Raw genomic sequence first — 23456 nt, forward strand, 5'->3', positions numbered from 1 at the left:
TCATGCAAGGCCATTTTTTTATCGTGTGCAACGCATCCTACATTTCCAGATCGTAGAATTCCAGGCCGTCGCGGTCGATGACGAGCCAGCCGCCGCGTGCGGGCGACACGTGGTCGCAATCCCAGTCGGGCAGCACCCAGCGTTCGCGCTTCTTGCCATCCACGTCGATGACGTGACGGGCGGGGCGGTGCGTGTGGCCATGGACCAGCACGCGCACGCCTGACTCGCGGAAGATGGCATTGATGGCGTCGGCATTGACGTCCATGATCTCCATGGATTTTGTCTGATTCGCCGCCTGGCTTTCACCACGCGCCTGTTGCGCCATTGCCAGGCGTTCAGGAATGGTCTTGGCCAGGAACTCGGCCTGCCATTGCGGATTGCGGACCATCGTGCGGAATTGCTGATAGGCGGCGTCGTCCGTACAGAACTCGTCGCCATGGGTCAGCAGCACTTGGCCAAAATCCGTTTCCAGCACCGCGGGCTCGGGTAGCAGGCGCGCGCCCACGGCTTGCGCCAGCTCTTCGCCGATCAGGAAGTCGCGGTTGCCGCGGCCCAGCCACACGGGAATCCGCGCAGCTGTTTCCCGTAGCGCCGCCACCACCGTGGCAAGCCACGGCGGGGCGGCGCGTATCACGTCGTCGCCGATCCAGGCATCGAAGATGTCGCCCGGCAGCAGCAGGGCGGCGGCTTCTTCTTGCGCGGCCTCCAGAAAGGCCAGAAAGGCCTCGGAGGTAGCAGGCGTAGCCGGCCCCAGATGCAGGTCGGACGCCAGCCAGATCGGGCCGGACAGGGCGATCTTATTCAAGAATTTCGGCCTTCTCGATGATCACGTCGTCGTTCGGAACGTTCTGGTGGAAGCCCTTGTTGCCGGTCTTCACGCCCTTGATCTTCTCGACCACGTCGGTGCCTTCGGTGATGGTGCCGAAAACAGCGTAGCCCCAGCCATTCGGCGTGGGCGACGTGAAGTTCAGGAAGTCGTTGTTGGACACGTTGATGAAGAACTGAGCGGTAGCCGAGTGCGGGTCGCTGGTGCGGGCCATCGCCAGGGTGTACTTGTCGTTCTTCAGGCCGTTGTTGGCCTCGTTTTCAACGGGGGCGTGAGTTTGCTTTTGCTTCATGCCGGGCTCGAAACCGCCGCCTTGAATCATGAAGCCGTCGATCACGCGATGGAACACCGTGCCGTTGTAGAAGCCTTCTTTGACGTACGTCAGGAAGTTTTCGACGGTCTTGGGCGCCTTGGCGGCGTCCAGGGTGATGACCATGTCGCCTTGGTTCGTGATGAGTTTGACGCGGGGGTTGGTGCTCATGGTTTTTGTGCCTTCAGAAGTGGAGGTGGAGGGAGTGGCTGCGGGGGCGGCGCTGACGAGGGCTGGGGCAAATGCCGCCAGCGCAAACGAGCACGCCGTCAGGCGCAGCAGGTGAAGAGGAGAGTAACGGGACATCATTTGCCTTGTTTATCCTTCAACATGGTTTCGACTTCGCGGGCCTTGTCCTGCATGCCGGGCACGCCATCGCTGGCGGCCTTCTTGTAGGTGCTCAGCGCCTGCAGAAGTTGCAGGTCGCCCAGGTTGGCGCGGGCAGCCGCGTAGCCGGGGTCGGCGCGCAGGGCCATTTGCAGGGCGTCTTGCGCTTTTTCAAGTTCACCGCGGCTTGCATATAGAGCCGCCAGATTGTTCCAAGGTTCCGGCAGTTCCGGGAACCGGGTGGTCATGTCGGTATAAATGTCGATGGCTTCCCCCGTGCGGTTCAGCGCGGCCAGCGCCCGGGCGTGCTGGAACATCAGTTGCACGTCGGTGCCGCGCTGGTCCTTGATCTGGGCTTCGCGCTTTTCGATCATCGCAAGCGCGGCTTCGTTGTCGCCCTGGTTCAGCAGGCGTTCAATGTACGTCGTGATCTGCGACGGGGACGGCGTAAGACGGGTGTCGACGCTGGGCTTGGCGGCTTCCAGCAGCTTTGCCAGACCGTCCCAGCCGCCTTCGGGCGGGATCGGGTCCAACGTCGTGCGGGTAGCGTTGGGGTTCTGACCCGCTCCACCCGCCATCGACTGGGCAAGGGCGGCTCCAACCGGCGCGCCGGCAAGAGCCAGGGCGAGCAGGGCGACATAAAAACGCGGCTTGATAGTCACGTGGGTATCCGTTAAAAGTCGTGGCCGGCTTGCACTTACGCGCGCGACCGGGCCGCTTGCTATACTTGACGACCGCCATTTTAGCCTCGGTTGAGTTTTTGGCTCGACATTGGGCAGGGCGCTCTGACGGTATACCGTAATCTGGCCAGAGTCTGACCGAGTTTGGCCAGAGGCGGCACGCTGTGAAGGTATCGTCCTTCGCTAGCAACACTTTCCGAAACCGCCACGGAACATTTAGACGAATCCAAAAGCGCCATGCTGCAAATCTACAACACGTTATCGCGTACCAAAGAACCGTTCAAACCGGCCCAGGCTGGTCAGGTGCGCATGTACGTGTGTGGCATGACCGTGTATGACTTCTGCCATCTGGGCCACGCCCGCATGCTGGTCTCGTTTGACGTTGTGCAGCGCTGGTTGCGCGCCAGCGGTCTGGCGGTGGACTACGTGCGCAATATTACGGATATCGACGACAAGATCATCCGCCGCGCGGTGGAAACCGGCCGCCGCATCGGCGAAGTCACCGACTTCTACATTGCCGCCATGCATGCCGACGAGCAAGCGCTGGGCGTGGAATCGCCGGACCGTGAGCCGCGCGCCACCCAGTACGTGGGCGAGATGCTGGACATCATCGGCAAGCTGGAAAAGAACGGCCTGGCCTATCAGGCCGATGACGGCGACGTGAATTACGCCGTCCGCGGCTTTCCCGGCTATGGCAAGTTGTCAGGCAAAACGCTGGATGACCTGCGTGCTGGCGAACGTGTAGCCGTGGGTTCGGCCAAGCGCGACCCGCTCGATTTCGTGCTCTGGAAATCGGCCAAAGCCGAAGAACCGGCCGACACAAAGTGGGAGTCGCCCTACGGCATGGGACGTCCTGGCTGGCACATTGAATGCTCGGCAATGAGCAAGTCGCTGCTGGGCTTGCCGCTGGATATTCACGGTGGCGGTCCTGACCTGAAATTCCCGCACCACGAAAACGAAATTGCCCAGACCGAAGGCGCCTTTGGCGGCACACTGGCAAATATCTGGATGCACTGCGGTCCGCTCATGGTTGATTCGGACAAGATGTCCAAGTCCCTGGGCAATTTCCGCACCATCCGCCAGACGGTCGCCCAAGGCGAGCCGGCGGCAGATGCCGCCACCTACGCGGTCAACCCGCGTGAAGCGGAAATGGTGCGCTTCTTTATTGTGCGCAACCACTACCGCAGCTCGCAGAATTACACACCTGACAATCTGGTCGACGCGCAAAACGCGCTGGACCGCCTGTATCAGGCCTTGCAGAACGTGCCGGCCGACGATCAAGGCATCGATTGGAACGAGCCGCAGGCCCAGGCCTTCAAAGCGGCCATGGACGATGACTTCAACAGCTCGGGCGCTGTCGCGGCCTTGTTCGAACTGGCCTCCGAGGCCAACCGCGGCAAGAGCGCGCGCAGCGCCGGCCAGATGAAGGCATTGGCATCGTTGCTGGGGCTGTTGCAGCAAGATCCGGCGGCGTATTTCCAGTCGTCCACGCGTTACTCGGCGGCTGCCATCGAACAGGGCCAGCGCGCCATGTTGGACGCGGATGCCATCCAGTCCCTGATCGACGCCCGCGCGGCGGCCAAGGCCGCCCGCAACTTTGCCGAGGCGGATCGTATCCGCGCGGAATTGCGCGATGCCGGTATCGAGCTTGATGACAAGCCGGGTGGTCTGACGCAATGGCGCAGGGCTTGAGCCCAGTGGATACACCCGACATGTCCGCTCCTGACCTCGACATTCCCAAGCCTGAGTACTGGGAAGCCGCCGTCGCCCATCTGATGCGCCGCGACCGCATCCTGAAAAAGATCATTCCCCAGCATCCCGAGGTCTGGCTGACCTCGCGCGGCACGCCGTTCGTGACGCTGGCCCGGGCGATCATCGGGCAACAGATTTCCACCAAGGCGGCTGATGCCGTCTGGACCAAGTTCATCGACGCCGTGGGCAAACGCCCCACGCCTGTCGCCGTGCTGCGCGTTGGCGTGGACGGGCTGCGTAAAGCGGGCCTGTCTCAACGCAAGGCCGAATACGTGCTGGATCTTGCCGTGCATTTCGGCGAGCGACGGGTCCATCCCGAGAAATGGGCGGCCATGGACGACGAGGCCGTTATTTCTGAATTGGTCGCCATCCGGGGCATTGGGCGCTGGACGGCGGAGATGTTTTTGATTTTCAATCTACAGCGGCCTGACGTTCTGCCGCTGGATGATCCAGGGCTGCTCAAGGCAATCTCGCTACACTATTTCAGTGGCGAGCCTGTCTCGCGCTTCGAGGCTCGCGAAGTCTCGCTGGCGTGGCAACCCTGGCGTACCGTGGCGACCTGGTACCTATGGCGCAGTCTGGAACCGACACCGGTTCAATACTGATGCACACCAGGCAGCCCATCTACGGAACCACACTACATGCGCAATACATTTCTGGAATTTGAACAGCCGCTGGCCGAACTTGAAAACAAGATCGAGCAGCTGCGCTATGTGCAGGCCGACTCTGCGGTAGACATCTCCGACGAAATCGGACGTCTACAGCAAAAGAGCCAGACCTTGGCCAAGGAAATCTACGCCAAGCTCACGCCCTGGCAGACGGCGCTTGTTGCCCGCCACCCCCAGCGTCCTTACACGCTGGACTACGTGCGCGAAATGTTCACCGACTTCCATGAACTGCACGGCGACCGCATGTACGCCGACGACCAGTCCATCATCGGCGGGCTGGCGCGCTTCAATGGCACGCCCTGCATGGTGATTGGTCACCAAAAAGGCCGCGACACCAAGGAACGCGCCGCGCGTAACTTCGGCATGCCGCGTCCCGAAGGCTATCGCAAGGCCATGCGCCTGATGCGTCTGGCTGAAAAATTCGGCATCCCCGTGTTCACCTTTGTGGACACCCCGGGCGCTTATCCCGGCATTGGCGCGGAAGAGCGCGGCCAGTCCGAAGCCATTGGCCACAATCTGTATGTCATGGCCGAATTGAAAGTGCCGATCATCTGCACGATCATTGGCGAAGGCGGTTCGGGCGGCGCTTTGGCTATTGCCGTGGGCAACGCCGTGCTGATGCTGCAATACGCGACTTACGCCGTGATTTCGCCGGAAGGCTGCGCGTCGATCTTGTGGCGCAGCGCCGACAAGGCGCCCGATGCCGCCGATGCGCTGGCCATCATCGCCCCGCGCCTGAAGGATCTTGGCCTGGTCGACCGTGTGGTCAACGAACCGGTGGGCGGCGCCCATCGCGATCCGCGCGTCATGGCTCGCCTGCTGCGCCGCGCACTGGGCGATTCCTTGCGCCAGCTTCAGGGGCTGACGCCCGACCAGCTTGTGGAACAGCGCGTGCAACGCGTCCTGTCCTACGGCGCCTACCAGGAAGTGCGCGCTTAATGCGTGCTCCGGTGCGGGCGGTGACGCCTGTGCCGTGGCCGCGCCCGTCGCGCCATACTCCATGACCGCCCGCCAACCGCCCGATGTTTCGTCCCGGGCCGAGGCGGGCGTCTTGCATTCCGGCCCTGCGCCTTTGCCGCTATCGCCCGTCCTGGGCAACGCGCTGCGCGGCGCGTTGAGCGCCTTGCCGGCGCTTCCTGCGCGCGTCGCTGTAGCGATCAGTGGCGGTGCAGATTCCGCCATGCTGGCGGTGCATGCTGCGGCCGTCGCGCGCGAGCTGGGCATCGGGCTGGCGTTGTTCCACGTGCATCATGGTTTGCAGGATGCTGCCGATGAGTGGAGCAGGCAGGTGCAAGCGTTGGCCAGCCTGTTGTCAGTGCCCGTGTTCGAAGCCCGTGTCGATGTTGCGCAGGCGTCCGGCAAGGGCATCGAAGCCGCTGCCCGCGAGGCCCGCTACGCCGCACTGGCGCAGTTGGCCGGCACGCATGGAACCAGCCATGTGCTGCTGGCGCATCACCGCAACGATCAGGCTGAAACCGTCTTGCTGCGCCTGCTGCGCGGAACGGGATTGGCCGGCATGGCCGCCATGGCAGCCGTGTCGCAGCGCGACGGTGTCTGCTACCTGCGTCCGTGGCTGACGGTGGACCGGGAGGCCATCCTGGAGGCCGCTAATGCGGTGCAAGCCGCCACCGGCTGGCGTGCCGTGCAGGACCCGACCAATTCCGATCCGCACTACACCCGCGCTGCCTTGCGTGAATTGCTGGCGCCTGTGCTCGACAGCCGTTGGCCCGGCTGGCGAGGGATCGTTGCTCGTCACGCCGGCCATATGGCGCAAGCCGCTGAAATCCTGGAAGAAGTTGCGCAGGAAGACTTCGCGCAACTGGACGCAAGTCCCGACGGCAACAGCTTTTCACTGCAAGCGTGGCGCAGCTTGTCGCCTGCGCGCCAGGCGCAGGTGTTGCGGTATTGGCTGGAACGCAACGGCGCCCGCATGCCTACGGATGCGCGCATGCGGGACTTGCTGCGCCAGCTGCGCGAACTGCACAGCCTGGGCCACGACCGCCAGTTGCGGGTGGAACAGGCTGGCCACGTAATCCGTTGCCATCGGGGACGGGTCTGGGTAGAGCCCAGAGAGCAGGGCGGCCGTCGCTGAAAAAAAGGCGGATTTGGAAAGAATTAGCGTAAAAATAGCTGCGCAATGAACATAAATTTCCTCAATCTGCGCAAATTTTTACCGCCACGCTAGAATATATGGTTTTGCCCGTCAACATTCTTGCGGCGGGTTCCCAGCCAGAGTACGAGATGTCCCTGATCGTTCACAAATATGGCGGTACTTCGATGGGCTCGGTTGAGCGCATCAGAAACGTGGCGCGTCGCGTCGCGAAGTGGCACGCTGCCGGCCACCAGGTTGTTGTTGTTCCGTCGGCGATGGCCGGCGAGACGAATCGTCTGCTGGGTCTGGCGCGCGAAATCACGCCCCAGCCCGACGCTCGCGAACTCGACATGATTGCCGCCACCGGCGAACAAGCAAGCAGCGGCCTTCTGGCCATTGCTTTGCAAGCCGAAGGCGTGCCTGCGCGCAGCTACGCCGGTTGGCAAGTGCCCGTGCGCACCGATTCGTCGTTCACGAAAGCGCGCATCAGCTCCATCGATGACGCTCGCATTCGCGGCGATCTCGACGCAGGCCGTGTCGTCATCGTGACGGGCTTCCAGGGCATTGACCCCGAAGGCCACATCACGACGCTGGGCCGTGGCGGTTCCGATACCTCGGCCGTGGCCGTGGCAGCCGCTATCAAGGCTGACGAGTGCCTGATCTACACCGATGTGGATGGCGTCTACACGACCGATCCGCGCGTGGTGCCCGAAGCGCGCCGCATGGCCGTCGTTTCCTTCGAGGAAATGCTGGAAATGGCGTCGCTGGGTTCCAAGGTCCTGCAGATCCGCTCGGTTGAATTCGCCGGCAAATACCGTGTTCCGGTCCGAGTCCTGTCCTCGTTGACCGACCCGCAAATCCCGCTCGAAGAAGAAATGGTTTCGGGCACGCTGATTACTTTTGAGGAAGACGAAAAAATGGAAGCCGCCGTTGTCTCCGGCATCGCCTTCAGCCGCGACGAAGCCAAAATCACTTTGCTGGCTGTGCCCGACAAACCGGGTATCGCTTTCTCCATCCTGGGCCCGGTCGCTGCCGCCAATATCGACGTCGATATGATCGTGCAGAACCAGTCCGTGGCTGGCACGACCGACTTCTCGTTCACCGTGAACCGCAATGAGTTTGCGCGCGCCGTGGACCTGCTCAAGCGCGAAGTGATCCCCGCCGTTGGCGCGCGTGAACTGTCCACCGACGAAAAGGTCGCCAAGGTCTCGATCGTGGGCATTGGCATGCGCTCGCACGTTGGCGTTGCCAGCCTGATGTTCCAGACGCTTTCGCAAGAAGGCATCAACATCCAGATGATCAGCACCAGCGAAATCAAGACGTCCGTCATCATCGACGACAAGTACATGGAGTTGGGTGTGCGCGCCTTGCACAAGGCCTTCGGCCTGGATCAAGCGCCGGGCGCCAAGGAATAAAGAAAACGGTTCTGGCACTTTTTTTGAATAGAGTGGCCCTGTGCGGGCAAGACTCCAAAAAAACGTGCTAGAATCTCGTTCTCTTTTCGGAGACGTGCCCGAGAGGCTGAAGGGGCTCCCCTGCTAAGGGAGTATGTGGCTAAAAACTGCATCGTGGGTTCGAATCCCACCGTCTCCGCCAGATCTGTTTTGGTTCTGGCAACATGCTCAGTACCGAAGCTAAGAAACCCGCAATCGCGTAAGTGATTGCGGGTTTTTTCTTTGGCTGTCTGCTTTGATTTCTTGTGTAGTCAGAGCGGCGGCGCTAACCGCCCGCGGATTCTCATCACGGCGCCAGAACCTTTTTCATCGATGGCGCGGCGTGCAACTGATAGCTCTCGCGCTCATAGAACGCAACGGCATCGGGCCGCGCATCAAGAAATACTGCGGTCATGCCGCGAGCGCGTGCGTCGGTCTCGGCGTATTCCATCAAGGCGCGGCCAGCGCCGCTGCCTCGTACCGCTGTATCCACGACAAGATCATCGACATGCAGGTGCGGTCCGCGAGCCAAGGTGTGGACGGGCCTCATGCCCAGCACGCCGATGATTCTTCCATCCAGAAGCGCAGCAACAAGCTCGTAGCCCGTATGTGATTGCCGGCGAACCCGCTGCAAGAATTCTGCCTCGTCCAACGATCGCAGTTGAGCCATGACGGGGTAGGCTTGGCTCCATTCGGCTGGGGATAGGCGTCTGATTTCCAGCGTGCGTTGGTGAGGGACGGTCATGGTGTTCGAGGTCTCATGAGAAATGGTGTTGGAGATAGCGGCCGCTCCTGCGGATTCAGTACAGCAACACCGACGGCCGTTTGGCGGCGCTGCGATGCCACGTCACGGGCAATCCGGCAGCCTCGGCGGCGCTGACGATGAGATCGCCGACCTTCAGCATGTCGGCGTATTCACCGTCTGGCGCACCCCAGAACGCCAGGTCGAGTCGGCCTTCTCGTTTTGCGCGATTGCGATCCTGGCGGGTGTAGAAGCAAAACCCAAGAACTCCCGCTGACAGCCCTCCGCGTTCGTGAAAGATCTCAGCGCAGTCGGAGAAGCCATCCGACTGTGTGGTGCCCGTGTCCTGCAATGCGACCAAGCCAGCTTGCGTCAGTGTCTCGAACAGTGTGTCCAGTTTTGCTTGGGCCGCGCGCCATTGCGCCGCGGTGAGTTTGACCGGCGCGGGTTCGGGTTCGGGTTCGGGTGCTTCGATGGCGACGCCCGTCAGCGCGGACAGCAGCTCTTGCACCTCGGGCATCATCGCGTTCACGGTGATGTGGTTGCCATGGCTGTCGCGGATATCGGCTTGCGCGCCTGCATCGATCAGCAACTGCACTGCGTCCGTGCTGGGCGCAAACTCCGCAGCCAAGTAGAGCGCCGTGCGGCCATCGCGCTGAAACTCAAGCGGGCTGCCCGCGTCGATCAGCAGTTTGAGTACGGCCAGATTGGGGGCGATTTCAGAGTCGTTCGCGCCCATGGCGGCCTGCTGAAGCGCCGTGAATCCATAGTCATTGACTGCTGCGGGATCTGCGCCGGCTTGGAGGCTGGCGCGTACCTGGGCCACATCGCCGCTGCGCGCGGCGTCAAATATCTTGCTTGTGTCCATCCGGTTTCCTCGGTTCACGCGTTGTTCGCGCCGTGCACCAACATGGCATAGATTTCCGCAACCCGGTCAACCGTGATGCCGTCGCGCTGCTCAATCGCAAGAGGATGGCTTGTTGGCTCCAGCTCTATGAATGGCCGGATACCATCGTTGCGCAGATGCACGTGCGTCTTCAGGCTCAGGGTCTCGGGATAGGGATCGAGCCGCGTGTTGAGCCAGCCGAACAATGGCTGGGTGTGATCGCGCAGAGGCTCGTCAGACATGCGAACCCAAGTCTCGTAGCTCTCCAGGCTAAGCGATACCCACACACCCCACGTGAACGGCTCGTCATGTCCTTGAATGGGTATGTCGATGCAGCCGCGCACAAAGAAGTGCTGCTCGTCGATGACGCAGTCGTCGCTGCCCAGGTCACAGCGAGCGCCGCGTTCGTCCGGCGGGATGCGGTAATAGCTTTCAGGCGCGTCGGCGCCAAAACTTGGCAAGCCGTGGTGCACCTCATTGCATGAGGCGCATTTGAAGGAGAAATCCATGGGTCAGAGTGGGCTGCGGCCGTGTGAGTAAAACGGTCCGATTTTAGCGGTCTGAAAGAGGACAAAGCTGCGCGTGCCGGAAGCGGCACGCGCGTCATGCTTAGGCGCTGAACGTCAGCGTGTTGGTCAGGTCGCCCATCGGTTTCTGGCCGCGTGCGGTCATGGCATCATCGCGCGCCTTCAGGCCTTCGAGCATCGGCAGGTCGAACACGCGAGTCGCCAGGCGCAGAATGGACCCCGTGTCGTAGGTCGTGTGGTCCACGGTGCCCTTTTTGGCGAAGGGCGAAATCACCAGCGCGGGAATGCGCGTGCCCGGACCCCAGCGATCACCCTTAGGGGGCGCCACGTGATCCCACCAGCCGCCGTTTTCGTCCACGGTGACCACAACCACCATGTTGGCCCACTGCGAGCTCTTGCGCAGGCTGTCGATGATGTGGGCGATGTGGCGATCGCCCGAATCCACGTCGGCATACCCCGCGTGCATATTCAAGTTGCCTTGGGGCTTGTAGAACGTCAGTGGTGGCAATTTACCGGCTTCTGAATCGGCCAGGAATTTGTTGGTGGACGACAGGTCGCCCAAGCCGCCATCGCGCACGTGTGCGGTGCGCGCGGCGGTGCCGGGCGCGGTGCTCTTGAAATAGTTGAAGGGCTGGTGGTGCGCTTGGAAGTTTGGCGACGACGGAAAACCCGTGCTGGCGGTGGAGTCCACCGCAGCCTGCCAGCCGCCGGCGTACCAGGCCCAGTCCAGACCTTTGGCGGTCATCAGGTCGCCGATGTTGTTATGTGATTGCGGCACCATGGTTTGCGGGTTGGCGGGGTCGGCCAATGTCGGGTCCGTGGCATCGCGGGTGAACGAGGGCCAATAGGGCGGAGCCATGGTGTTGACGCCGTAGCCGTCGGGCGTCAAGGCGCTGGCGCCGAACTGCGGAATGCCCGTCAATGCGCTTGCGGGCGAGGCGGGCTTGGGTTGCAAGCGTGGATCGGCCGGGTCGGCGCTTTGCAGCTGCGCGATCTGGGTCTGGGCAACGGAGGTCGCGGCATCTGGATAGAACGGTGGCCGGCCCGCGACCAGGTATTGGTGATTCAGGAACGAGCCGCCGAACGCGCCCTGGAAGAAGTTGTCGCACAGGACGAATTCTTGCGCGATCTTCCACAGGCGCAGGTTGTAGGCGGAATCGCCGTAGTGGCCCATGACGAGCGCGCCCGAGTCGGCCCAGGCAACGAAGCGATCATTTTTTCCGCCATTGATCTGCATCTGGTTTTGATAGAACACATGCCACAAGTCACGCGTGACGACGCCTTGCGGCAGCGGTTCGCCTTGCGGTCCCAGCAGCGAGAAGGGCGCGTTGGGCAGGTTGTTCATGTAGGCCGCGGCCTGGTCCACCTGGTAGGTGATGTGGTTGGCCTGCTGTGACGTGGGCACCATGCCATTCCACACGGGAGGCAGCACGGATAGCGGCGTGCCGTCGCGGTCGTTCTGCGTGTAGTCAGCAGCGGTCAGGGCGGACAGGGGCTTTTCCACGCCGGGAAAGTTGGCGAACAGATTGTTGAAGCTGCGGTTCTCGGCAAAGATCACGACGACGGTTTTCACGTTGTCGCGCAGTTGCTTGGTCAGGTCGGGCGCGGGTGCGGGCGCAGGGTCTGCGGGTGTAGCGGGTGCAGCAGGGGCGGTGTTGTCATCGTCATCATCGCTGGAACAACCGGACAGCGCGCCCATCGCAGCGGCGCTTGCGCCGAGTGCAGCGATGCCGGTCAGGAAGCCGCGGCGCGTGGCGCGTACGGCGGGTTCCGCGTGTGCGGAGTCTGCGGACGGTTCGCCGTTGCTTTTTTCTTTGTCAGACATGAGAAGGGACTCTTGAGCTAGCGGGTGACGTGGCGCACTGTCATTGCGCCACGGAATCGCCGGATGACAGCCGGCATCGTTAACGGTCGCTAGGCTAAAGAGGCAAGGTTCTATCGGTGTGACCGTCCGCTGTCAGAAAGCTGACCGCGCACTGCGAGCGCACGAATCTGATCGGTGGGAGAGACTGGCAGACGTAGGCCTTGCTGTCCCCCTAACTTGCACGCCTAAAAAAATCGCGCTATTATTCAAGGCTTGCTTGAAGACGCGCCCGTAGCTCAGCTGGATAGAGTACCTGGCTACGAACCAGGGGGTCGTAGGTTCGAATCCTGCCGGGCGCACCAAGTTTTGTTTTTGTTTAGGAATGCCTTTTCTGCAAAGAAGAGTGCATCTGGGGCAAGGCAAAAACTTTGGGAGCCAAGCAAGGGTAGTGAAAACTGCCGTAGTAAGAGTGGCTAAGACAAGCACTAAAAGTGGCTAAGACAAGCACTAAAAGTGGCTAAGACAAGCACTAAAAGTGGCTAAGACAAGCACTAAAAGTGGCTAAGACAAGCACTAAAATTGGCGAAATTTTTGTGATATAATTTTGCCTCTTTGTCGGAGCGCCCGTAGCTCAGCTGGATAGAGTACCTGGCTACGAACCAGGGGGTCGTAGGTTCGAATCCTGCCGGGCGCACCAAGTTTCAAGTCACATTGATGCTTGTGCCAACAAAGAAAGAGAAAGAAAAAAAAAGAAAATAGAAGGGCCTTTGATCTTAGATCGAAGGCCTTTTTGTTTTGTGCCGCGCGTTTCCCGCAATGCTCGTTAGCCGGTATGCGCCGGTGCGGTGGTTAGGCTTTGGGCCTCTTTGCTGTCGGCGTCGTCAAATCCCCAGTTTCCTACGCTTGCCCAATCGTCACCCAGCAGTTCTGCGGGGTGCATGGTGCGGTCTGACCCGTTGCCGCACTTCATGGAATCCGTGGCGCAATATTGATCACAGCCCCAGCAGACACGCTCTGGGTGTTTGGGGTGCATCGGAAATTTCTTTGCCATCAGATCGGCTGCCTTTGGTTGGCGGGTTGCAGCTGGGTTCGCCGCATTCGCTGCGTGCCATTCAGCGTACTGCTCCGGCTCCGCAGCGATCATTGATTTGGCTCAAGCCCTTGAGGGTGCAGCTGGAAAAGCGCACATTTTCGCCTCTCGATTTGCATGAAGTGTTTTTTTCATGTTATAAACACGCCTCTTTCGGGGCGCCCGTAGCTCAGCTGGATAGAGTACCTGGCTACGAACCAGGGGGTCGTAGGTTCGAATCCTGCCGGGCGCACCAACCTTATTTCAGAATTAGCGGTATCAGCAGCATCAGTATCAGCAGCGCCGCCGCAGTTCTACTCGAAAGTCAAAAGCGGCTTGATGGTTATCCATCAAGCCGCTTTTCTTTTGTCTGGCAGAACGCGCTGCCCGTTACTGCCATCGCATCACTGCGGGTGCATCACCACTGCCACGTCACCACACGCGGAATGTGCGTCCAGTCTGCGCGCCTTCCACGCTGCGGCTGTAGGCAAGCGCCACGCGGCTGGCGGGGGCGGCTTCAAAGCCTTGGAAGTAGGGGCCATAGCTGGGCAGTGACTCTTGCAGCACGGTGGGGCTGATCGAGTTGATTCGTATGCCTTGCAGTTCAACCGCAGCGCCGCGCACGAATCCGTCGATGGCTGAATTCACCGCGGACGCATTGGCGCCGAAGCGTATGGGTTCGTCGCTGACGCAGCCGCTGGTCAACGTGATGGAACCGCCCGCGTTGACATAGTGCTGTCCGATCAGCGCGAGGTCCACCTGGCCCAGCAACTTGTCGTGCAAGCCGATCTTGAATTGCTCTGCCGTCATTTCAGCCAGGGGGCCAAAGTGCAGCGCGCCCGCCGCGGACACGATGGCATCGACTTTGCCCACGCGCTCAAACAGCGCGCGAATGCTGTCGCTGCTTGTGATGTCAACCTGATACTGGCCGCTGGTCTTGCCGACGGTGATGATGTCGTGGCGCTGGCCCAATTCTTGCGCGACGGCGCGGCCGATGGTGCCGCTGGCGCCGATAAGGATGATTTTCATAATGGTCTCCCGTGTCATGCCGGTTTAGGGGGAACGCTGGCGGGACGCCAGTGCATGACTGCATTCTCCGCGTTCCATTCCAATCGAAAAATCCTAGAATGGTGGAAACACTTCACACTCAGGGTACGAAATCAATGGACCGCTTGTTAAGCATGGAAGTTTTCGTGGCGGTGGTTGAATTGGGCAGCCTGACCGCTGCGGCGGCCAGGCATGGCATGTCGCCCGCCATGGCGGCCAAGCATGTCAAAGGTCTGGAGAGCCGGCTGGGTGTGCGGCTGTTGAATCGCACTACACGCAGACAAAGTCTGACGGAGGCGGGGCAGGCGTACGTCCTGCGGTGCAAGGCGATTCTTACTGATATCCGAGAAGCCGAGCAGGGCGCTGAAGCCATGCGTCTCACGCCAAGCGGCCAGCTTCGCATTACTTCCACGGTAACGTTTGGCTCATTTGCGTTGGCGCCAGCGATCGCCGACTACCTGGCCAAATACCCCGAGGTCAGCGTGGAGCTGGTGTTGAGCGACACTGTGGAAGACATCGTTGCGGCGCGCTACGACCTGGCTGTGCGTATCGGCGAGCCCGCAGACTCTGGTCTGGTCGCGCGTCAGATAGGGCGCTATCAGATGATCATCTGCGCATCCCCCGCCTACCTGCGGGAGCATGGCACGCCGAGAACGCCAGCGGATCTGGCGCAGCACCAGTTCCTGGACTTTTCGTACTGGAACCGCCGTACCGGCTGGCAACTGGCCAGCAGCGACGGCAGCCAGACGGGGTATCCCGCTGGCCGCTTCGTTTCGAATAATGGTCAGGCGTTGCGGCAGGCCGCGCTGGCAGGTTTCGGTATCTTGCTGCAACCGGAACTGTTGCTGGCTGACGATCTGCGTGCGGGCAAGCTGGTGCCGGTCTTGCAGGATTACTGGCCCGCATCGCGGCCCATTTCGCTGCTGTATCCCAAAGACCGGCAGGCCTTGCCCAAGTTGACGACGTTTGTGGACTTTGTCGTCTCTCGCTTTGCGCGCTGACTGGCGTGGTTCAGCGCCGCCGTCGGTCGACCGCCGTCAATGATGTGCCGCTTTTAAGCAATTGATAGATCTGGCCGCCCAGCCAAGCGACTTTTTCGCCAGAGCTGGTACGGCATACGCAGTGCGTTTTAGGGTCGAAACGGGATGTGCCCAATGCCGAGTACGCATCAGGGTCTGCCACGAATCGTTCAATGCGATACAGCGTGCCATCAGGGGAGGTGGCAAGCACATCGGTCAATCGTCTTGCGGTGCCGAGCATATTCTGTACCTCCATGCGCGGGCCGTCATAGATGCGGCGCCAAAGTCACGCGGACTTTTCAATCTGGAGCTTGCGGGAAAGAGTGATGTTTCCCAGCAAGCGCTATTGAAAATGTCCTCCTAACAATGATTCATCGAGTTGGTCGGGTGTTACGCCCAAAGCCTCGGAAACTCGGTCGAGAATAACCTGCCGGGGCGTAGGGCGCGGCCGTTCCAATTCAATATAGATGGAGTGGTCAACGCCAAGCCGGGCAGCCATATCGGTCGTGCTGATATCAAGATGCTCACGCCAAGCGCGTATCAAACTCCAATCGTTGCCGGTTTTTAGATTGACGACAGCTAGTGGTAGAGAACTCTGCCCGACAGTCAGTTTCTTGTGCGGGGCGGGTGTCCTGTGTTCGGTCAATACGTTTTTCCGGGCGCCGCCGTTTCTGCGGGATTCGCCACGGGGTGTTGTGACGTCGGATTCGGCGGTGAAAATTGCGCCGCCTTTGGTCTGACGATACTGGTTATTTCCGATCCAGGATAGCGTTTCGCCATTGTCCAGCATGCACTCGCAATCCAGGTGGTAATTGCTTGGAATGCTCTCAAGTTTGGCAATGGTTGCCGTGGTCGTCGCGTGCCGCACCACCCGGTGCAAGACACCGTCTGATGAGCGCACGAAAACGTCTGGAAGTCTCCACGAAAAAGGAATGATGTTCTCCACGGCCGAAGCTAGACGCCACTGTATCCCGCTGCGCAATCAATGAGATTTGGGGTTTCCCCTCGACTGCCGCAGCAACCTTCTTTCTACTCCAGTTCGGGCTGAAAGATCTTCACAAATGTTCACGAGGCATGACGTGATCATCAGAGTCTGATTCGTTGAAAAGTGCGCAGGCGGCTAGCTCGTGGAGTGGCCCATTGCAGCAACCACCCGTGGCATGACGTCAGCCGCCAGCCCATGCAGGTTGCAGTGCGCTTGCTTGTCCAGCGGCGTGACGGCGGGGTTGATCTGCACGACCGTTGCGCCCGCCGCAAGCGCGCGTTGTGGCAGCTCTGCCGCAGGGTAGACCAGCGCCGAGGTGCCAATGCTGAACAGCAGGTCACATTGTTCAGCGGCGCGCAGGGCGGCGCTCCAAGCGTCGCCAGGCAGGCTTTCACCAAACCATACGACTCCGGGCCTGACTGGCGCGCCACAGACCGTGCAAGCGGGCGGAGGGATGCGCCGGCCTTCGCCGGGTTCGTCTGGCGCTTCGTTGGCGCAGGTTTGCGGCGCTGCGCAAGCGGAACAGCGGGGCGCATGCAGGCTGCCATGCAGATGTGCCACGCCTGTGCTGCCTGCGCGTTCATGCAAGTCGTCGACGTTCTGTGTGACGACGGTCAGCTCGGGCACGTGGCGCGCGAGTTCGGCAATGGCGTGGTGCGCGGCATTGGGGGTGGCGCGTAACGCTTGCGCTCGACGCCATTCGTACCACCCCCACACGATGTCGGGATGTGCCCTGAACGCTTCAGGCGTCGCCAATGCCTGCGCATCAAAGCGCGACCACAAGCCTGTCAATGCGTCGCGGAATGTGGCGATGCCGCTTTCGGCAGAGACGCCGGCGCCCGTAAACACGACGACGCGCTGCGCGGCGTGCAGCGCTTGCACTAAAGCGGGTGGAATATCGTGATGCGTGTTTTTCATTTCCAACCTTGTAGACAGTCCGATACGCTGCACGCGCAGGCGCGCCCCTGTCAAGCAACGCTTTGGGGTGCGCGCCAGGTCAGTGAAAGCAACATCAGTGCAGAAGTGTCCCGAATGGTGGATACTATTTTTCCCATCTGGGATTTCTGCCAGCCTATTGGAGATTAGCAATGCCAGAATCACCCGCCGGCCTGGACCGGCTTCGCAGCTTTATCGCCACTGCGACGCGCCTGGCGGCGCCCGAGGCCTTGGCGCAGTCGCCGGCATTGCAGGCCGCGTTCGCCGATCTGGTGCGCCATGATGACTGGCTCCCCGTTGCCTGTACCGCGCCGCATCCTCAGTACTACCAGCAGTATCTGCTGCACTGCGATCCGTTGGAACGGTTTTCTCTGGTCAGTTTTGTCTGGGGGCCGGGGCAGTTCACGCCAGTGCATGACCACGAGGTCTGGGGCTACGTGGGTATGCTGCGCGGTGCGGAGATCAATCAGCGTTACGTGCGCGAGGCGGGCGGGCGTCTGGTCCAGGCTGGTGAAGCGTCCACCCTGCAACCGGGAGACGTCGAGCGCCTGTCGCCTGAAGAAGGGGATATCCACCGCGTGTCCAACGCCTTTGCCGATCGCGTGTCGATCAGCGTGCATATGTACGGCGGCAATATCGGCGCGGTGTCGCGCCACGTCTATGATCCGGCGACAGGGCAAGCCAAGCCCTTTGTGTCCGGCTATTCATCACCCAGCCTGCCAAATCTTTGGGACCGCTCGGAAGCCGTGCGCGCTACGATTCCCGCGCTTCGCGGTTAAGTGCCTTCGCGCGATCAGCCCGGACAGCGCTGTTCGCGGGTTGCGTCTCGTGCTATGTTCCTGTCCTAAATATTAGGAAAAACGAAGATGGACAAGACGCTACTCAAGGGGTTGATGGTGTTAGAGGCGGTGACCGATGTGGACAATCCGCCTCGTACCATCGATGCGCTGGCCGCCCGCGTTGGCCTCACGCGCAGCAACACGCATCGCACATTGCAGACGTTGATTCACGCTGGCTACGTGATCAAGGACGATGATGGGGGCGGCTATCGCGGTGCAGTGCGCCTGTTTGAGCTTGCTGCCCGGCAGCTGGCGCAGCTGGACGTGCGCAAGCTGGCCGCGCCGTTTATGCGCACGCTGGCTGACCAGACGGGCGAGACCGTGCATCTGTCGGTGCTGGACGGGTTCGATGTGGTTTATGTGGACAAGATAGACAGCCCGCAGCCCATTCGCGCCTATTCGATGGTGGGCGGCCGCGCACCCGCTTACGCCGTGGCCACCGGCAAGGCATTGCTGGCGTATCAGCCTGAAGGGTATGTCGAGCGTTACGCCGAGCAGCTGGTCCGGCACACGCCGTCGACCATCGTGTCGATGCCGCTGCTAAAAGACGAGTTGCGCAAGATCGCTCGCGCCGGTTATGCCGTGAATCGCGGCGAATGGCGCGAAGGCGTGGGCGGGCTGGCCGTGACGTTGTTCAACAGTCTGGACCAGCCCGTGGCGGCTGTGGGGATCTCCGGCCCGCTGGACCGCTTGAGCGCCGCTAGGATGAAGCAGCTGGCGCCGGATGTGTCGGCCTGTGCGCAGTCCATCTCGCAGGGGATGGGCTATCGCCGGGGTTATCTGGATCAGTAACAGGGCTCGCTTGCCGCAACGCGGCGGCAATGCGCCGCGCCTGATCGCGCGCCAGCCGGGCATTCACGTCCATGGATGTCGTCCAGAAGTACGTGCCGCCAGCCAGGCTGCCCAATACCGATACGCATGGCACCGCAAGGCCATCCGCGTTTTTCAGGCACCCGGTGTCGTAGTCCAAGACCAAACCGCCAAAGGGGTCGGGCTGTGCGTTGCCCTCTTGTATCAGCGTGGCTACCAGCGGATCGCGGGTGCGCTGCGCATCCACCGAGAAACTGGTGGCGTTGATCAGGTAGCGGCTTGGCAACGTAGATGCGCCGTCCGCGTTGCGCAAGCGCGTTAGAAATTGGCCGCTGGCTGCGTCGTAGCGGCAATTTACGAAACCGGCGCGCACCTGCAATTGCCTCGCTTTGAACAGGGCTTGCAGTTTCAGCGCGTTGCGCATTGGGAACGTGGCTCGCCGCGCCATCCATAAAGAACGCCATTGCGAGTGGAAGCGCCCGCGTTCGGTGTCCGGCATCAGATGCCAGATCCGGTCCACAGCCGCGTTGGTGGCCGCAGCTACTGCCTGCCACGGGCGCGCCGCTTGAGACGAGCGCCGGATTTCGTCGTCCAGCGCGTCGATGGCGCTGGCGCTCAGTCCCAGCACATCGTCGGTGTCCAGCGAGCCGCCCATCGCAAGCACTTCGTCTTTCAGCGCCTGGGCAATCACATCTACCGACAGCGTGCCGCCGTGGCGGGCAGCCAACTGCAAGGCGCCGTCCCGGCTTAGTTGGCGCAGGGCAGCCGGCGGCTGGTTGTGCGGACTGCGCACGGATGGCAGCCGGCCATTGCGCGAGACGCAGAGAATCTGGCCGCGATGTCCGGATTGCTGCAAGGCGGCGACCGCATCCACGGCGCTCAGGCTGGTGCCAACAATGCAGACCGTAGCTTCGGGGGCGATGCCATGCGCCAAGTCCGCGACGGGATAGGGGCTGTTGAAGTAACCCGGCGTTTCCTGCAACGCAGGGAACGCTTGCGACGGCAGGTTGCCGTTGCACAGCACCGCGTAGCGGGCCAGACATGGCGCACCGTGTTCGGGTTCGACCTGCACGCGGCCATCAGGCAGCGGAGCGACGCGTTCTACCCGGCTTTGCACATGCACGAGCGCGATGCCCAGCGTCTGTGCCAGCGCTTGTGCCCGTGCGTAGACGGCGCGCATGTAAGCGCCAAACAGAGGGCGCGGCAGAAAATCCCCCGGGGCGATTGCGTCCACGCCATAGGCGCGCAGCCAATCGGCGTCCTGTTCGCGCAACCAATCGACAAAGTCCAGTCTATGGTCGTCCCGCGCCGACATATTGCCGGCGGGAATATTGAGCAGATTGCTAGGCAGGTCTTCTTGGTAGGCGCCGCCAGGGCCAGGCTCGGCTTGTGGCTCGAACACGCAGATAGATAGCGGCGTTGCCTGTGCCGCATCCGCTAGCGCCAACAAGAACTGATACAGGAAACTGACGGCGACCGACCCGCCGCCCACGATGGCAAGGTCCGCCGCGAGCGGCGGGGATACGCTACGTTGCGGCATCATTTGGCGGCTGACAAACGGACGACGTCGGCCCAGCGGGCGATTTCCTGCTTAAGCACGCGGCTGGTGTCGGCGGGTGTGGTGGCCACGGCATCAGCGCCGAGCTTTACTGCTGCCTGTTGCACAGAGGGCATCGCAGCGGCCTTCTGCATGCCGGCCGACAGTTTGTCCACTACGGCTTGTGGCGTACCGGCGGGGGCAAGCAGGGCGTATGCGGTTGCGACAGAATAGTCCTTCACGCCTTGCTCCATCAGCGTGGGCAGATCGGGCAGGGCAGTGGCGCGTGTGGCGGTCGTGACGCCCAGCAACCGGATCTTGCCGCTGGCCACTTGCGGCAACAGCGCTGGCAGAGTCTCGATCACCATGTCGATCTGCCCGCCCAGCAAGTCCGTGATGGCGGGTCCGCTGCCGCGATAAGGCACGTGCATGAGCTTGGTGCCCGTCACGACCTGGAACAGTTCGCCCGCCATGTGCTGCGACGTGCCTGGGCCGGCGGAACCAAAGGTGATCGTGCCGGGTTTGCTCTTGGCCAGCGCGATCAGTTCCTGCACGTTCTTCGCGGGCACTTTGCTGTTCACGGCCACCGCCATTGGCATGCTGGTGGCCATGGATACGCCGACAAATGCCGTGGCAAAGTCATAACCCGGTTTGTCCGGCATGGCCGCGTGGATGGCATGGCTGCCCACCGCTCCCATCAACAAGGTATAGCCGTCGGGGGCGGACTTGGCGACGTATTCCGCGCCGATCTCGCCGCCCGCGCCAGCCTTGTTTTCCACCACGACGCCTTGTCCCAGGAAGTCACCCAGATGCTGCGCGTAAATGCGCGCCGCTGCATCCGTGGCTCCGCCCGGCGGAAAGGGCACCACCATGCGCACGGGTTTGGCAGGCCAGGTCTGGGCCAGGGCGGGTCCCGATGCCAGCGCCAGAACCGCGCCGGCCATGGCAAAGCGCCATAACTGTTTCATCAATGTCTCCTTGGGGGATGCGGAACCGCATGCGCCGGCGCACCGTCAAGGCGGGCGTCTGACACGCTGGGGTCCTGTTTTATAAATCCTAAAATATAGGACTCGTATTCCAATAAATGGTTTACGTAGAATTCCACACGGTGATATGCTGGTCAACAATTAACCGGTGAACCTAGGGATTGCACTAGGATTCATGCGGAATTACAGCGATCTGCGCAGCGGCGTGAGGCATGATGCCATCTGCATCAACGCGCCCTTATAATATTTTCCTCATCCCAAATATTGAATTTTTATAACGAGAGGTCAGACATGAATCCCAGTTCGGCACTTGCCGGCATCACCGTGCTGGAAATTTGCAATGTCGCGGCAGGGCCGTTTTGCGGCATGTTGCTGGCGGATATGGGCGCCAACGTCATCAAGGTCGAAAACCCGGATGGCGGCGACACGTTGCGCAGCTGGCCGCCTATCTCTGATGGCTATAGCGAGAACTTCGCGTCCTTGAACCGCAACAAACGGTCCGTGACGCTGAACCTGAAAGACCCCGGCGACCTGGCCTTGGCGCGTGAGCTGGCGTTGACGGCCGACGTGCTGATCGAGAACAACCGGCCCGGCGTGATGGATCGTTTAGGGCTGGGTTACGCGCAGTTGCGCGAAGCCAATCCCAAGCTGGTTTATTGCTCGATCTCGGCCTATGGCCAGTCGGGGCCGCGCTCGCAGGAAGGCGGTTTTGACCTGACCATTCAGGCAATGAGCGGCATCATGAGCGTCACGGGCGAGGCGGGCGGCGAACCCGTGAAATGCGGCGTGCCCGTGGCGGATTTTTCAGCAGGTCTGTACGGCGCGTTCGCCATTGCATCCGCATTGCGGGCGGCGCAAGCCAGCGGCCAGGGCACGCATATTGATGTGCCCATGCTGGGCGCCACCTTGGGTATCGCTGCCTTGCAGACGTCTGAGTTCTTCGGCAGCGGCAAAGACCCGGTCAAGCTGGGATCGGCGCATCCGCGCAATGCGCCGTATCAGGCATTTCGCTGCAAGGGCGGCTACTTTGGCATGGCGGCGGGCAATCAGGCCTTGTGGAAAGGCGTGTGCGCCACCGTGGGCCGTGTAGACCTGCTGGCTGATCCGCGCTTTACCGACACGAGTGCGCGCGCGCGCAACCAGACCGAGTTGCGTGACATCCTGGAAGCGATTTTTGCCGCCGACGACGCGCAGACCTGGCTTGCGCGATTCCGCGCGGCGGGCGTGCCCTGCGCGCCGATCAATACCTATTCCGAAGTGCTGGCCGATCCGCAAGTCGAACACATGGGCTGGGTGCAGCCGGTAGAGCTGCCTAATGGGGTGCAGACCCGCACGTTTGGCCTGCCAGTGCGTTTTGACGGGCAGACGACGGCATTGCGTCTGCGTCCGCCTGCGCTGGGCGAACACAACGACGAAGTGTTGGGCGCACTGCGCGCAGCGAAAAAAGGAGCAAAGGCATGAGCGGCGTACTGCGTATCGACAAGCAGGGCGCGAGCCATGTGCTGACCCTGGCGCGCCCGGACAAGATGAATGCCTTGTCAGCGGATCTGGTGGAAGCGCTGATCACGGCGCTGGACGACGCCGAAGCGCAAGGCGCCAAGCTGATTGTGTTGAAGGGCGTAGGCAAGAACTTCAGCGCGGGCTTTGACTTTGGCGATTGGCAATCGCAAAGCGAGGGCGATCTGCTGCTGCGCTTTGTGCGCATCGAGACGCTGTTGCAGCGGCTGGCAGCATCGCCTTGCCTGACGGTGGCCATGGCGCACGGACGCAACTTTGGCGCGGGCGTGGATGTGTTTGGCGCATGCAAGTGGCGCATCAGCGCGCCCGACGCCACGTTCCGCATGCCGGGCCTGAAGTTCGGGCTGGTACTGGGCACGCGCCGCTTTGCCTCGCTGGTCGGCGCGGAACGCGCGCGTTCCGTATTGGAGCAGGCTGCCACTTTCAGCGCCGAAGAAGCGCTGCGCGACGGGTTTGCGAGCCGGCTGGCTGCTCTCCAGGAATGGCCAGAGATTGAGCAGCAGGCGTCCGACACCGCAGCCGCACTGACAGACAGCAGCCGCGCGCAGCTTTATGCAGCGCTGTCCGTTGAAACGCCCGACGCCGATCTGGCGCGGCTGGTGCGTTCGGCGGCTGCGCCCGGATTGAAAGACCGTGTAGCGGCCTATCTGCAAGCGCGCTAAC

The 23456-nt window shown here is 61.6% G+C and carries 24 protein-coding genes and 4 tRNA genes; 14 read left to right on the forward strand and 14 right to left on the reverse strand.

The genetic code is table 11. From position 1 onward, the window contains the following. Positions 1–37: 37 nt before the first annotated feature. From RAS12_RS00955 to RAS12_RS00965, 3 genes are all read right to left on the reverse strand, one after another. Complete coding sequence (locus RAS12_RS00955) at positions 38–805, reverse strand: UDP-2,3-diacylglucosamine diphosphatase (protein WP_306944591.1); 768 nt, start codon at positions 803–805, stop codon at positions 38–40. Then, positions 798–1307 carry a peptidylprolyl isomerase gene (locus tag RAS12_RS00960; RefSeq protein ID WP_306951704.1) on the reverse strand — a complete coding sequence of 170 codons (510 nt, stop codon included), beginning with the start codon at positions 1305–1307 and terminating at the stop codon, positions 798–800. The genes RAS12_RS00955 and RAS12_RS00960 overlap by 8 nt, the downstream gene beginning before the upstream one ends. Positions 1308–1441: 134 nt before the next feature. Beyond that, the gene (locus RAS12_RS00965) at positions 1442–2125 is read right to left on the reverse strand and encodes a tetratricopeptide repeat protein (protein WP_306944593.1); all 684 of its coding nucleotides are present in this window, start codon (positions 2123–2125) and stop codon (positions 1442–1444) included. Positions 2126–2380: 255 nt separating this feature from the next. On the opposite strand from RAS12_RS00965, the gene cysS reads away from it, so the two are divergent. The 6 genes from cysS (at position 2381) to RAS12_RS00995 (ending at position 8251) form a co-directional block, all read left to right on the forward strand. After that, on the forward strand, positions 2381–3835 hold the full coding sequence (cysS, locus tag RAS12_RS00970) for a cysteine--tRNA ligase (protein ID WP_306944595.1): 1455 nt from the start codon (positions 2381–2383) through the stop codon (positions 3833–3835). Positions 3836–3855: 20 nt separating this feature from the next. Continuing rightward, positions 3856–4500 carry a DNA-3-methyladenine glycosylase family protein gene (locus tag RAS12_RS00975; protein WP_306944598.1) on the forward strand — a complete coding sequence of 215 codons (645 nt, stop codon included), beginning with the start codon at positions 3856–3858 and terminating at the stop codon, positions 4498–4500. Between the two features lie 36 nt (positions 4501–4536). Further along, entirely contained in the window at positions 4537–5502 is a 966-nt protein-coding gene (locus RAS12_RS00980) for an acetyl-CoA carboxylase carboxyltransferase subunit alpha (RefSeq protein WP_306944600.1), read from the forward strand. Between the two features lie 163 nt (positions 5503–5665). Then, positions 5666–6655: a tRNA lysidine(34) synthetase TilS gene (tilS, locus tag RAS12_RS00985; RefSeq protein ID WP_306951706.1), complete on the forward strand. Its 990-nt coding sequence runs from the start codon at positions 5666–5668 to the stop codon at positions 6653–6655. A gap of 149 nt (positions 6656–6804) precedes the next feature. After that, entirely contained in the window at positions 6805–8070 is a 1266-nt protein-coding gene (locus RAS12_RS00990) for an aspartate kinase (RefSeq protein WP_306944602.1), read from the forward strand. Between the two features lie 88 nt (positions 8071–8158). Then, positions 8159–8251: transfer RNA gene (locus RAS12_RS00995), tRNA-Ser, on the forward strand. A gap of 144 nt (positions 8252–8395) precedes the next feature. Here RAS12_RS00995 and RAS12_RS01000 read toward each other — a convergent pair. The 4 genes from RAS12_RS01000 to acpA form a co-directional block, all read right to left on the reverse strand. Next, positions 8396–8833, reverse strand: coding sequence for a GNAT family N-acetyltransferase (locus RAS12_RS01000; protein WP_306944604.1), 438 nt, complete (start codon positions 8831–8833; stop codon positions 8396–8398). Between the two features lie 55 nt (positions 8834–8888). Further along, the gene (locus RAS12_RS01005) at positions 8889–9698 is read right to left on the reverse strand and encodes an ankyrin repeat domain-containing protein (RefSeq protein ID WP_306944606.1); all 810 of its coding nucleotides are present in this window, start codon (positions 9696–9698) and stop codon (positions 8889–8891) included. Between the two features lie 14 nt (positions 9699–9712). After that, positions 9713–10225, reverse strand: coding sequence for a DUF2199 domain-containing protein (locus RAS12_RS01010; RefSeq protein ID WP_306944608.1), 513 nt, complete (start codon positions 10223–10225; stop codon positions 9713–9715). Positions 10226–10325: 100 nt separating this feature from the next. Next, on the reverse strand, positions 10326–12068 hold the full coding sequence (gene acpA, locus RAS12_RS01015) for an acid phosphatase (protein WP_306944610.1): 1743 nt from the start codon (positions 12066–12068) through the stop codon (positions 10326–10328). Between the two features lie 264 nt (positions 12069–12332). On the opposite strand from acpA, the gene RAS12_RS01020 reads away from it, so the two are divergent. Next, positions 12333–12409: transfer RNA gene (locus RAS12_RS01020), tRNA-Arg, on the forward strand. Between the two features lie 258 nt (positions 12410–12667). Beyond that, positions 12668–12744 (forward strand) — tRNA-Arg (locus RAS12_RS01025). 126 nt (positions 12745–12870) lie between these two features. Here the strand turns inward: RAS12_RS01025 and RAS12_RS01030 are convergent. Next, positions 12871–13098: a DUF3079 domain-containing protein gene (locus RAS12_RS01030; protein ID WP_306951708.1), complete on the reverse strand. Its 228-nt coding sequence runs from the start codon at positions 13096–13098 to the stop codon at positions 12871–12873. A gap of 197 nt (positions 13099–13295) precedes the next feature. Here RAS12_RS01030 and RAS12_RS01035 point away from each other — a divergent pair. Beyond that, positions 13296–13372 (forward strand) — tRNA-Arg (locus RAS12_RS01035). Positions 13373–13548: 176 nt separating this feature from the next. Here the strand turns inward: RAS12_RS01035 and RAS12_RS01040 are convergent. Next, positions 13549–14145, reverse strand: a complete 597-nt coding sequence (locus RAS12_RS01040) for a short chain dehydrogenase (RefSeq protein ID WP_306944613.1) — start codon at positions 14143–14145, stop codon at positions 13549–13551. 134 nt (positions 14146–14279) lie between these two features. Between RAS12_RS01040 and RAS12_RS01045 the strand changes: the two genes are divergently transcribed. Further along, positions 14280–15164: a LysR family transcriptional regulator gene (locus RAS12_RS01045; RefSeq protein WP_306944614.1), complete on the forward strand. Its 885-nt coding sequence runs from the start codon at positions 14280–14282 to the stop codon at positions 15162–15164. 10 nt (positions 15165–15174) lie between these two features. Here RAS12_RS01045 and RAS12_RS01050 read toward each other — a convergent pair whose 3' ends face one another. From RAS12_RS01050 to RAS12_RS01060, 3 genes are all read right to left on the reverse strand, one after another. Beyond that, on the reverse strand, positions 15175–15423 hold the full coding sequence (locus RAS12_RS01050; RefSeq protein ID WP_306944616.1) for a hypothetical protein: 249 nt from the start codon (positions 15421–15423) through the stop codon (positions 15175–15177). A 102-nt stretch (positions 15424–15525) separates the two neighbouring features. Continuing rightward, on the reverse strand, positions 15526–16128 hold the full coding sequence (locus tag RAS12_RS01055; RefSeq protein ID WP_306944619.1) for a helix-turn-helix domain-containing protein: 603 nt from the start codon (positions 16126–16128) through the stop codon (positions 15526–15528). Between the two features lie 174 nt (positions 16129–16302). Further along, positions 16303–17085 carry an SIR2 family NAD-dependent protein deacylase gene (locus tag RAS12_RS01060; RefSeq protein WP_306944620.1) on the reverse strand — a complete coding sequence of 261 codons (783 nt, stop codon included), beginning with the start codon at positions 17083–17085 and terminating at the stop codon, positions 16303–16305. A gap of 170 nt (positions 17086–17255) precedes the next feature. On the opposite strand from RAS12_RS01060, the gene RAS12_RS01065 reads away from it, so the two are divergent. Next, on the forward strand, positions 17256–17882 hold the full coding sequence (locus RAS12_RS01065) for a cysteine dioxygenase family protein (protein ID WP_306944622.1): 627 nt from the start codon (positions 17256–17258) through the stop codon (positions 17880–17882). A gap of 87 nt (positions 17883–17969) precedes the next feature. After that, complete coding sequence (locus RAS12_RS01070) at positions 17970–18734, forward strand: IclR family transcriptional regulator (RefSeq protein ID WP_082387195.1); 765 nt, start codon at positions 17970–17972, stop codon at positions 18732–18734. Here the strand turns inward: RAS12_RS01070 and RAS12_RS01075 are convergent. Together RAS12_RS01075 and RAS12_RS01080 are read right to left on the reverse strand one after the other, a co-directional pair. Further along, positions 18643–20295, reverse strand: a complete 1653-nt coding sequence (locus RAS12_RS01075) for an FAD/NAD(P)-binding protein (RefSeq protein WP_306944627.1) — start codon at positions 20293–20295, stop codon at positions 18643–18645. The two genes, RAS12_RS01070 and RAS12_RS01075, sit on opposite strands and share 92 nt — an antisense overlap. Continuing rightward, positions 20292–21257 (reverse strand): Bug family tripartite tricarboxylate transporter substrate binding protein, encoded by a 966-nt coding sequence (locus RAS12_RS01080; RefSeq protein ID WP_306944628.1) that lies wholly within the window; start codon positions 21255–21257, stop codon positions 20292–20294. The genes RAS12_RS01075 and RAS12_RS01080 overlap by 4 nt, the downstream gene beginning before the upstream one ends. A 309-nt stretch (positions 21258–21566) precedes the next feature. On the opposite strand from RAS12_RS01080, the gene RAS12_RS01085 reads away from it, so the two are divergent. Then, complete coding sequence (locus tag RAS12_RS01085) at positions 21567–22736, forward strand: CaiB/BaiF CoA transferase family protein (RefSeq protein WP_306944630.1); 1170 nt, start codon at positions 21567–21569, stop codon at positions 22734–22736. Next, positions 22733–23455 carry an enoyl-CoA hydratase/isomerase family protein gene (locus RAS12_RS01090; RefSeq protein ID WP_306944632.1) on the forward strand — a complete coding sequence of 241 codons (723 nt, stop codon included), beginning with the start codon at positions 22733–22735 and terminating at the stop codon, positions 23453–23455. The genes RAS12_RS01085 and RAS12_RS01090 overlap by 4 nt, the downstream gene beginning before the upstream one ends. The last annotated feature ends 1 nt before the right edge of the window (position 23456 follow it).

Source organism: Achromobacter seleniivolatilans, assembly GCF_030864005.1.
Lineage (GTDB): Bacteria > Pseudomonadota > Gammaproteobacteria > Burkholderiales > Burkholderiaceae_B > Achromobacter > Achromobacter seleniivolatilans.

Bases quoted from the DNA above. Each gene is read 5' to 3' on its own strand.
- RAS12_RS00960 (WP_306951704.1), bottom strand. From the start codon at position 1,307: ATGAGCACCAACCCCCGCGTCAAACTCATCACGAACCAAGGCGACATG.
- cysS (WP_306944595.1), top strand. From the start codon at position 2,381: ATGCTGCAAATCTACAACACGTTATCGCGTACCAAAGAACCGTTCAAA.
- RAS12_RS00975 (WP_306944598.1), top strand. From the start codon at position 3,856: ATGTCCGCTCCTGACCTCGACATTCCCAAGCCTGAGTACTGGGAAGCC.
- RAS12_RS00980 (WP_306944600.1), top strand. From the start codon at position 4,537: ATGCGCAATACATTTCTGGAATTTGAACAGCCGCTGGCCGAACTTGAA.
- RAS12_RS00990 (WP_306944602.1), top strand. From the start codon at position 6,805: ATGTCCCTGATCGTTCACAAATATGGCGGTACTTCGATGGGCTCGGTT.
- RAS12_RS01000 (WP_306944604.1), bottom strand. From the start codon at position 8,833: ATGACCGTCCCTCACCAACGCACGCTGGAAATCAGACGCCTATCCCCA.
- RAS12_RS01005 (WP_306944606.1), bottom strand. From the start codon at position 9,698: ATGGACACAAGCAAGATATTTGACGCCGCGCGCAGCGGCGATGTGGCC.
- RAS12_RS01010 (WP_306944608.1), bottom strand. From the start codon at position 10,225: ATGGATTTCTCCTTCAAATGCGCCTCATGCAATGAGGTGCACCACGGC.
- acpA (WP_306944610.1), bottom strand. From the start codon at position 12,068: ATGTCTGACAAAGAAAAAAGCAACGGCGAACCGTCCGCAGACTCCGCA.
- RAS12_RS01030 (WP_306951708.1), bottom strand. From the start codon at position 13,098: ATGGCAAAGAAATTTCCGATGCACCCCAAACACCCAGAGCGTGTCTGC.
- RAS12_RS01040 (WP_306944613.1), bottom strand. From the start codon at position 14,145: ATGAAAATCATCCTTATCGGCGCCAGCGGCACCATCGGCCGCGCCGTC.
- RAS12_RS01045 (WP_306944614.1), top strand. From the start codon at position 14,280: ATGGACCGCTTGTTAAGCATGGAAGTTTTCGTGGCGGTGGTTGAATTG.
- RAS12_RS01050 (WP_306944616.1), bottom strand. From the start codon at position 15,423: ATGCTCGGCACCGCAAGACGATTGACCGATGTGCTTGCCACCTCCCCT.
- RAS12_RS01060 (WP_306944620.1), bottom strand. From the start codon at position 17,085: ATGAAAAACACGCATCACGATATTCCACCCGCTTTAGTGCAAGCGCTG.
- RAS12_RS01065 (WP_306944622.1), top strand. From the start codon at position 17,256: ATGCCAGAATCACCCGCCGGCCTGGACCGGCTTCGCAGCTTTATCGCC.
- RAS12_RS01070 (WP_082387195.1), top strand. From the start codon at position 17,970: ATGGACAAGACGCTACTCAAGGGGTTGATGGTGTTAGAGGCGGTGACC.
- RAS12_RS01075 (WP_306944627.1), bottom strand. From the start codon at position 20,295: ATGATGCCGCAACGTAGCGTATCCCCGCCGCTCGCGGCGGACCTTGCC.
- RAS12_RS01080 (WP_306944628.1), bottom strand. From the start codon at position 21,257: ATGAAACAGTTATGGCGCTTTGCCATGGCCGGCGCGGTTCTGGCGCTG.
- RAS12_RS01085 (WP_306944630.1), top strand. From the start codon at position 21,567: ATGAATCCCAGTTCGGCACTTGCCGGCATCACCGTGCTGGAAATTTGC.
- RAS12_RS01090 (WP_306944632.1), top strand. From the start codon at position 22,733: ATGAGCGGCGTACTGCGTATCGACAAGCAGGGCGCGAGCCATGTGCTG.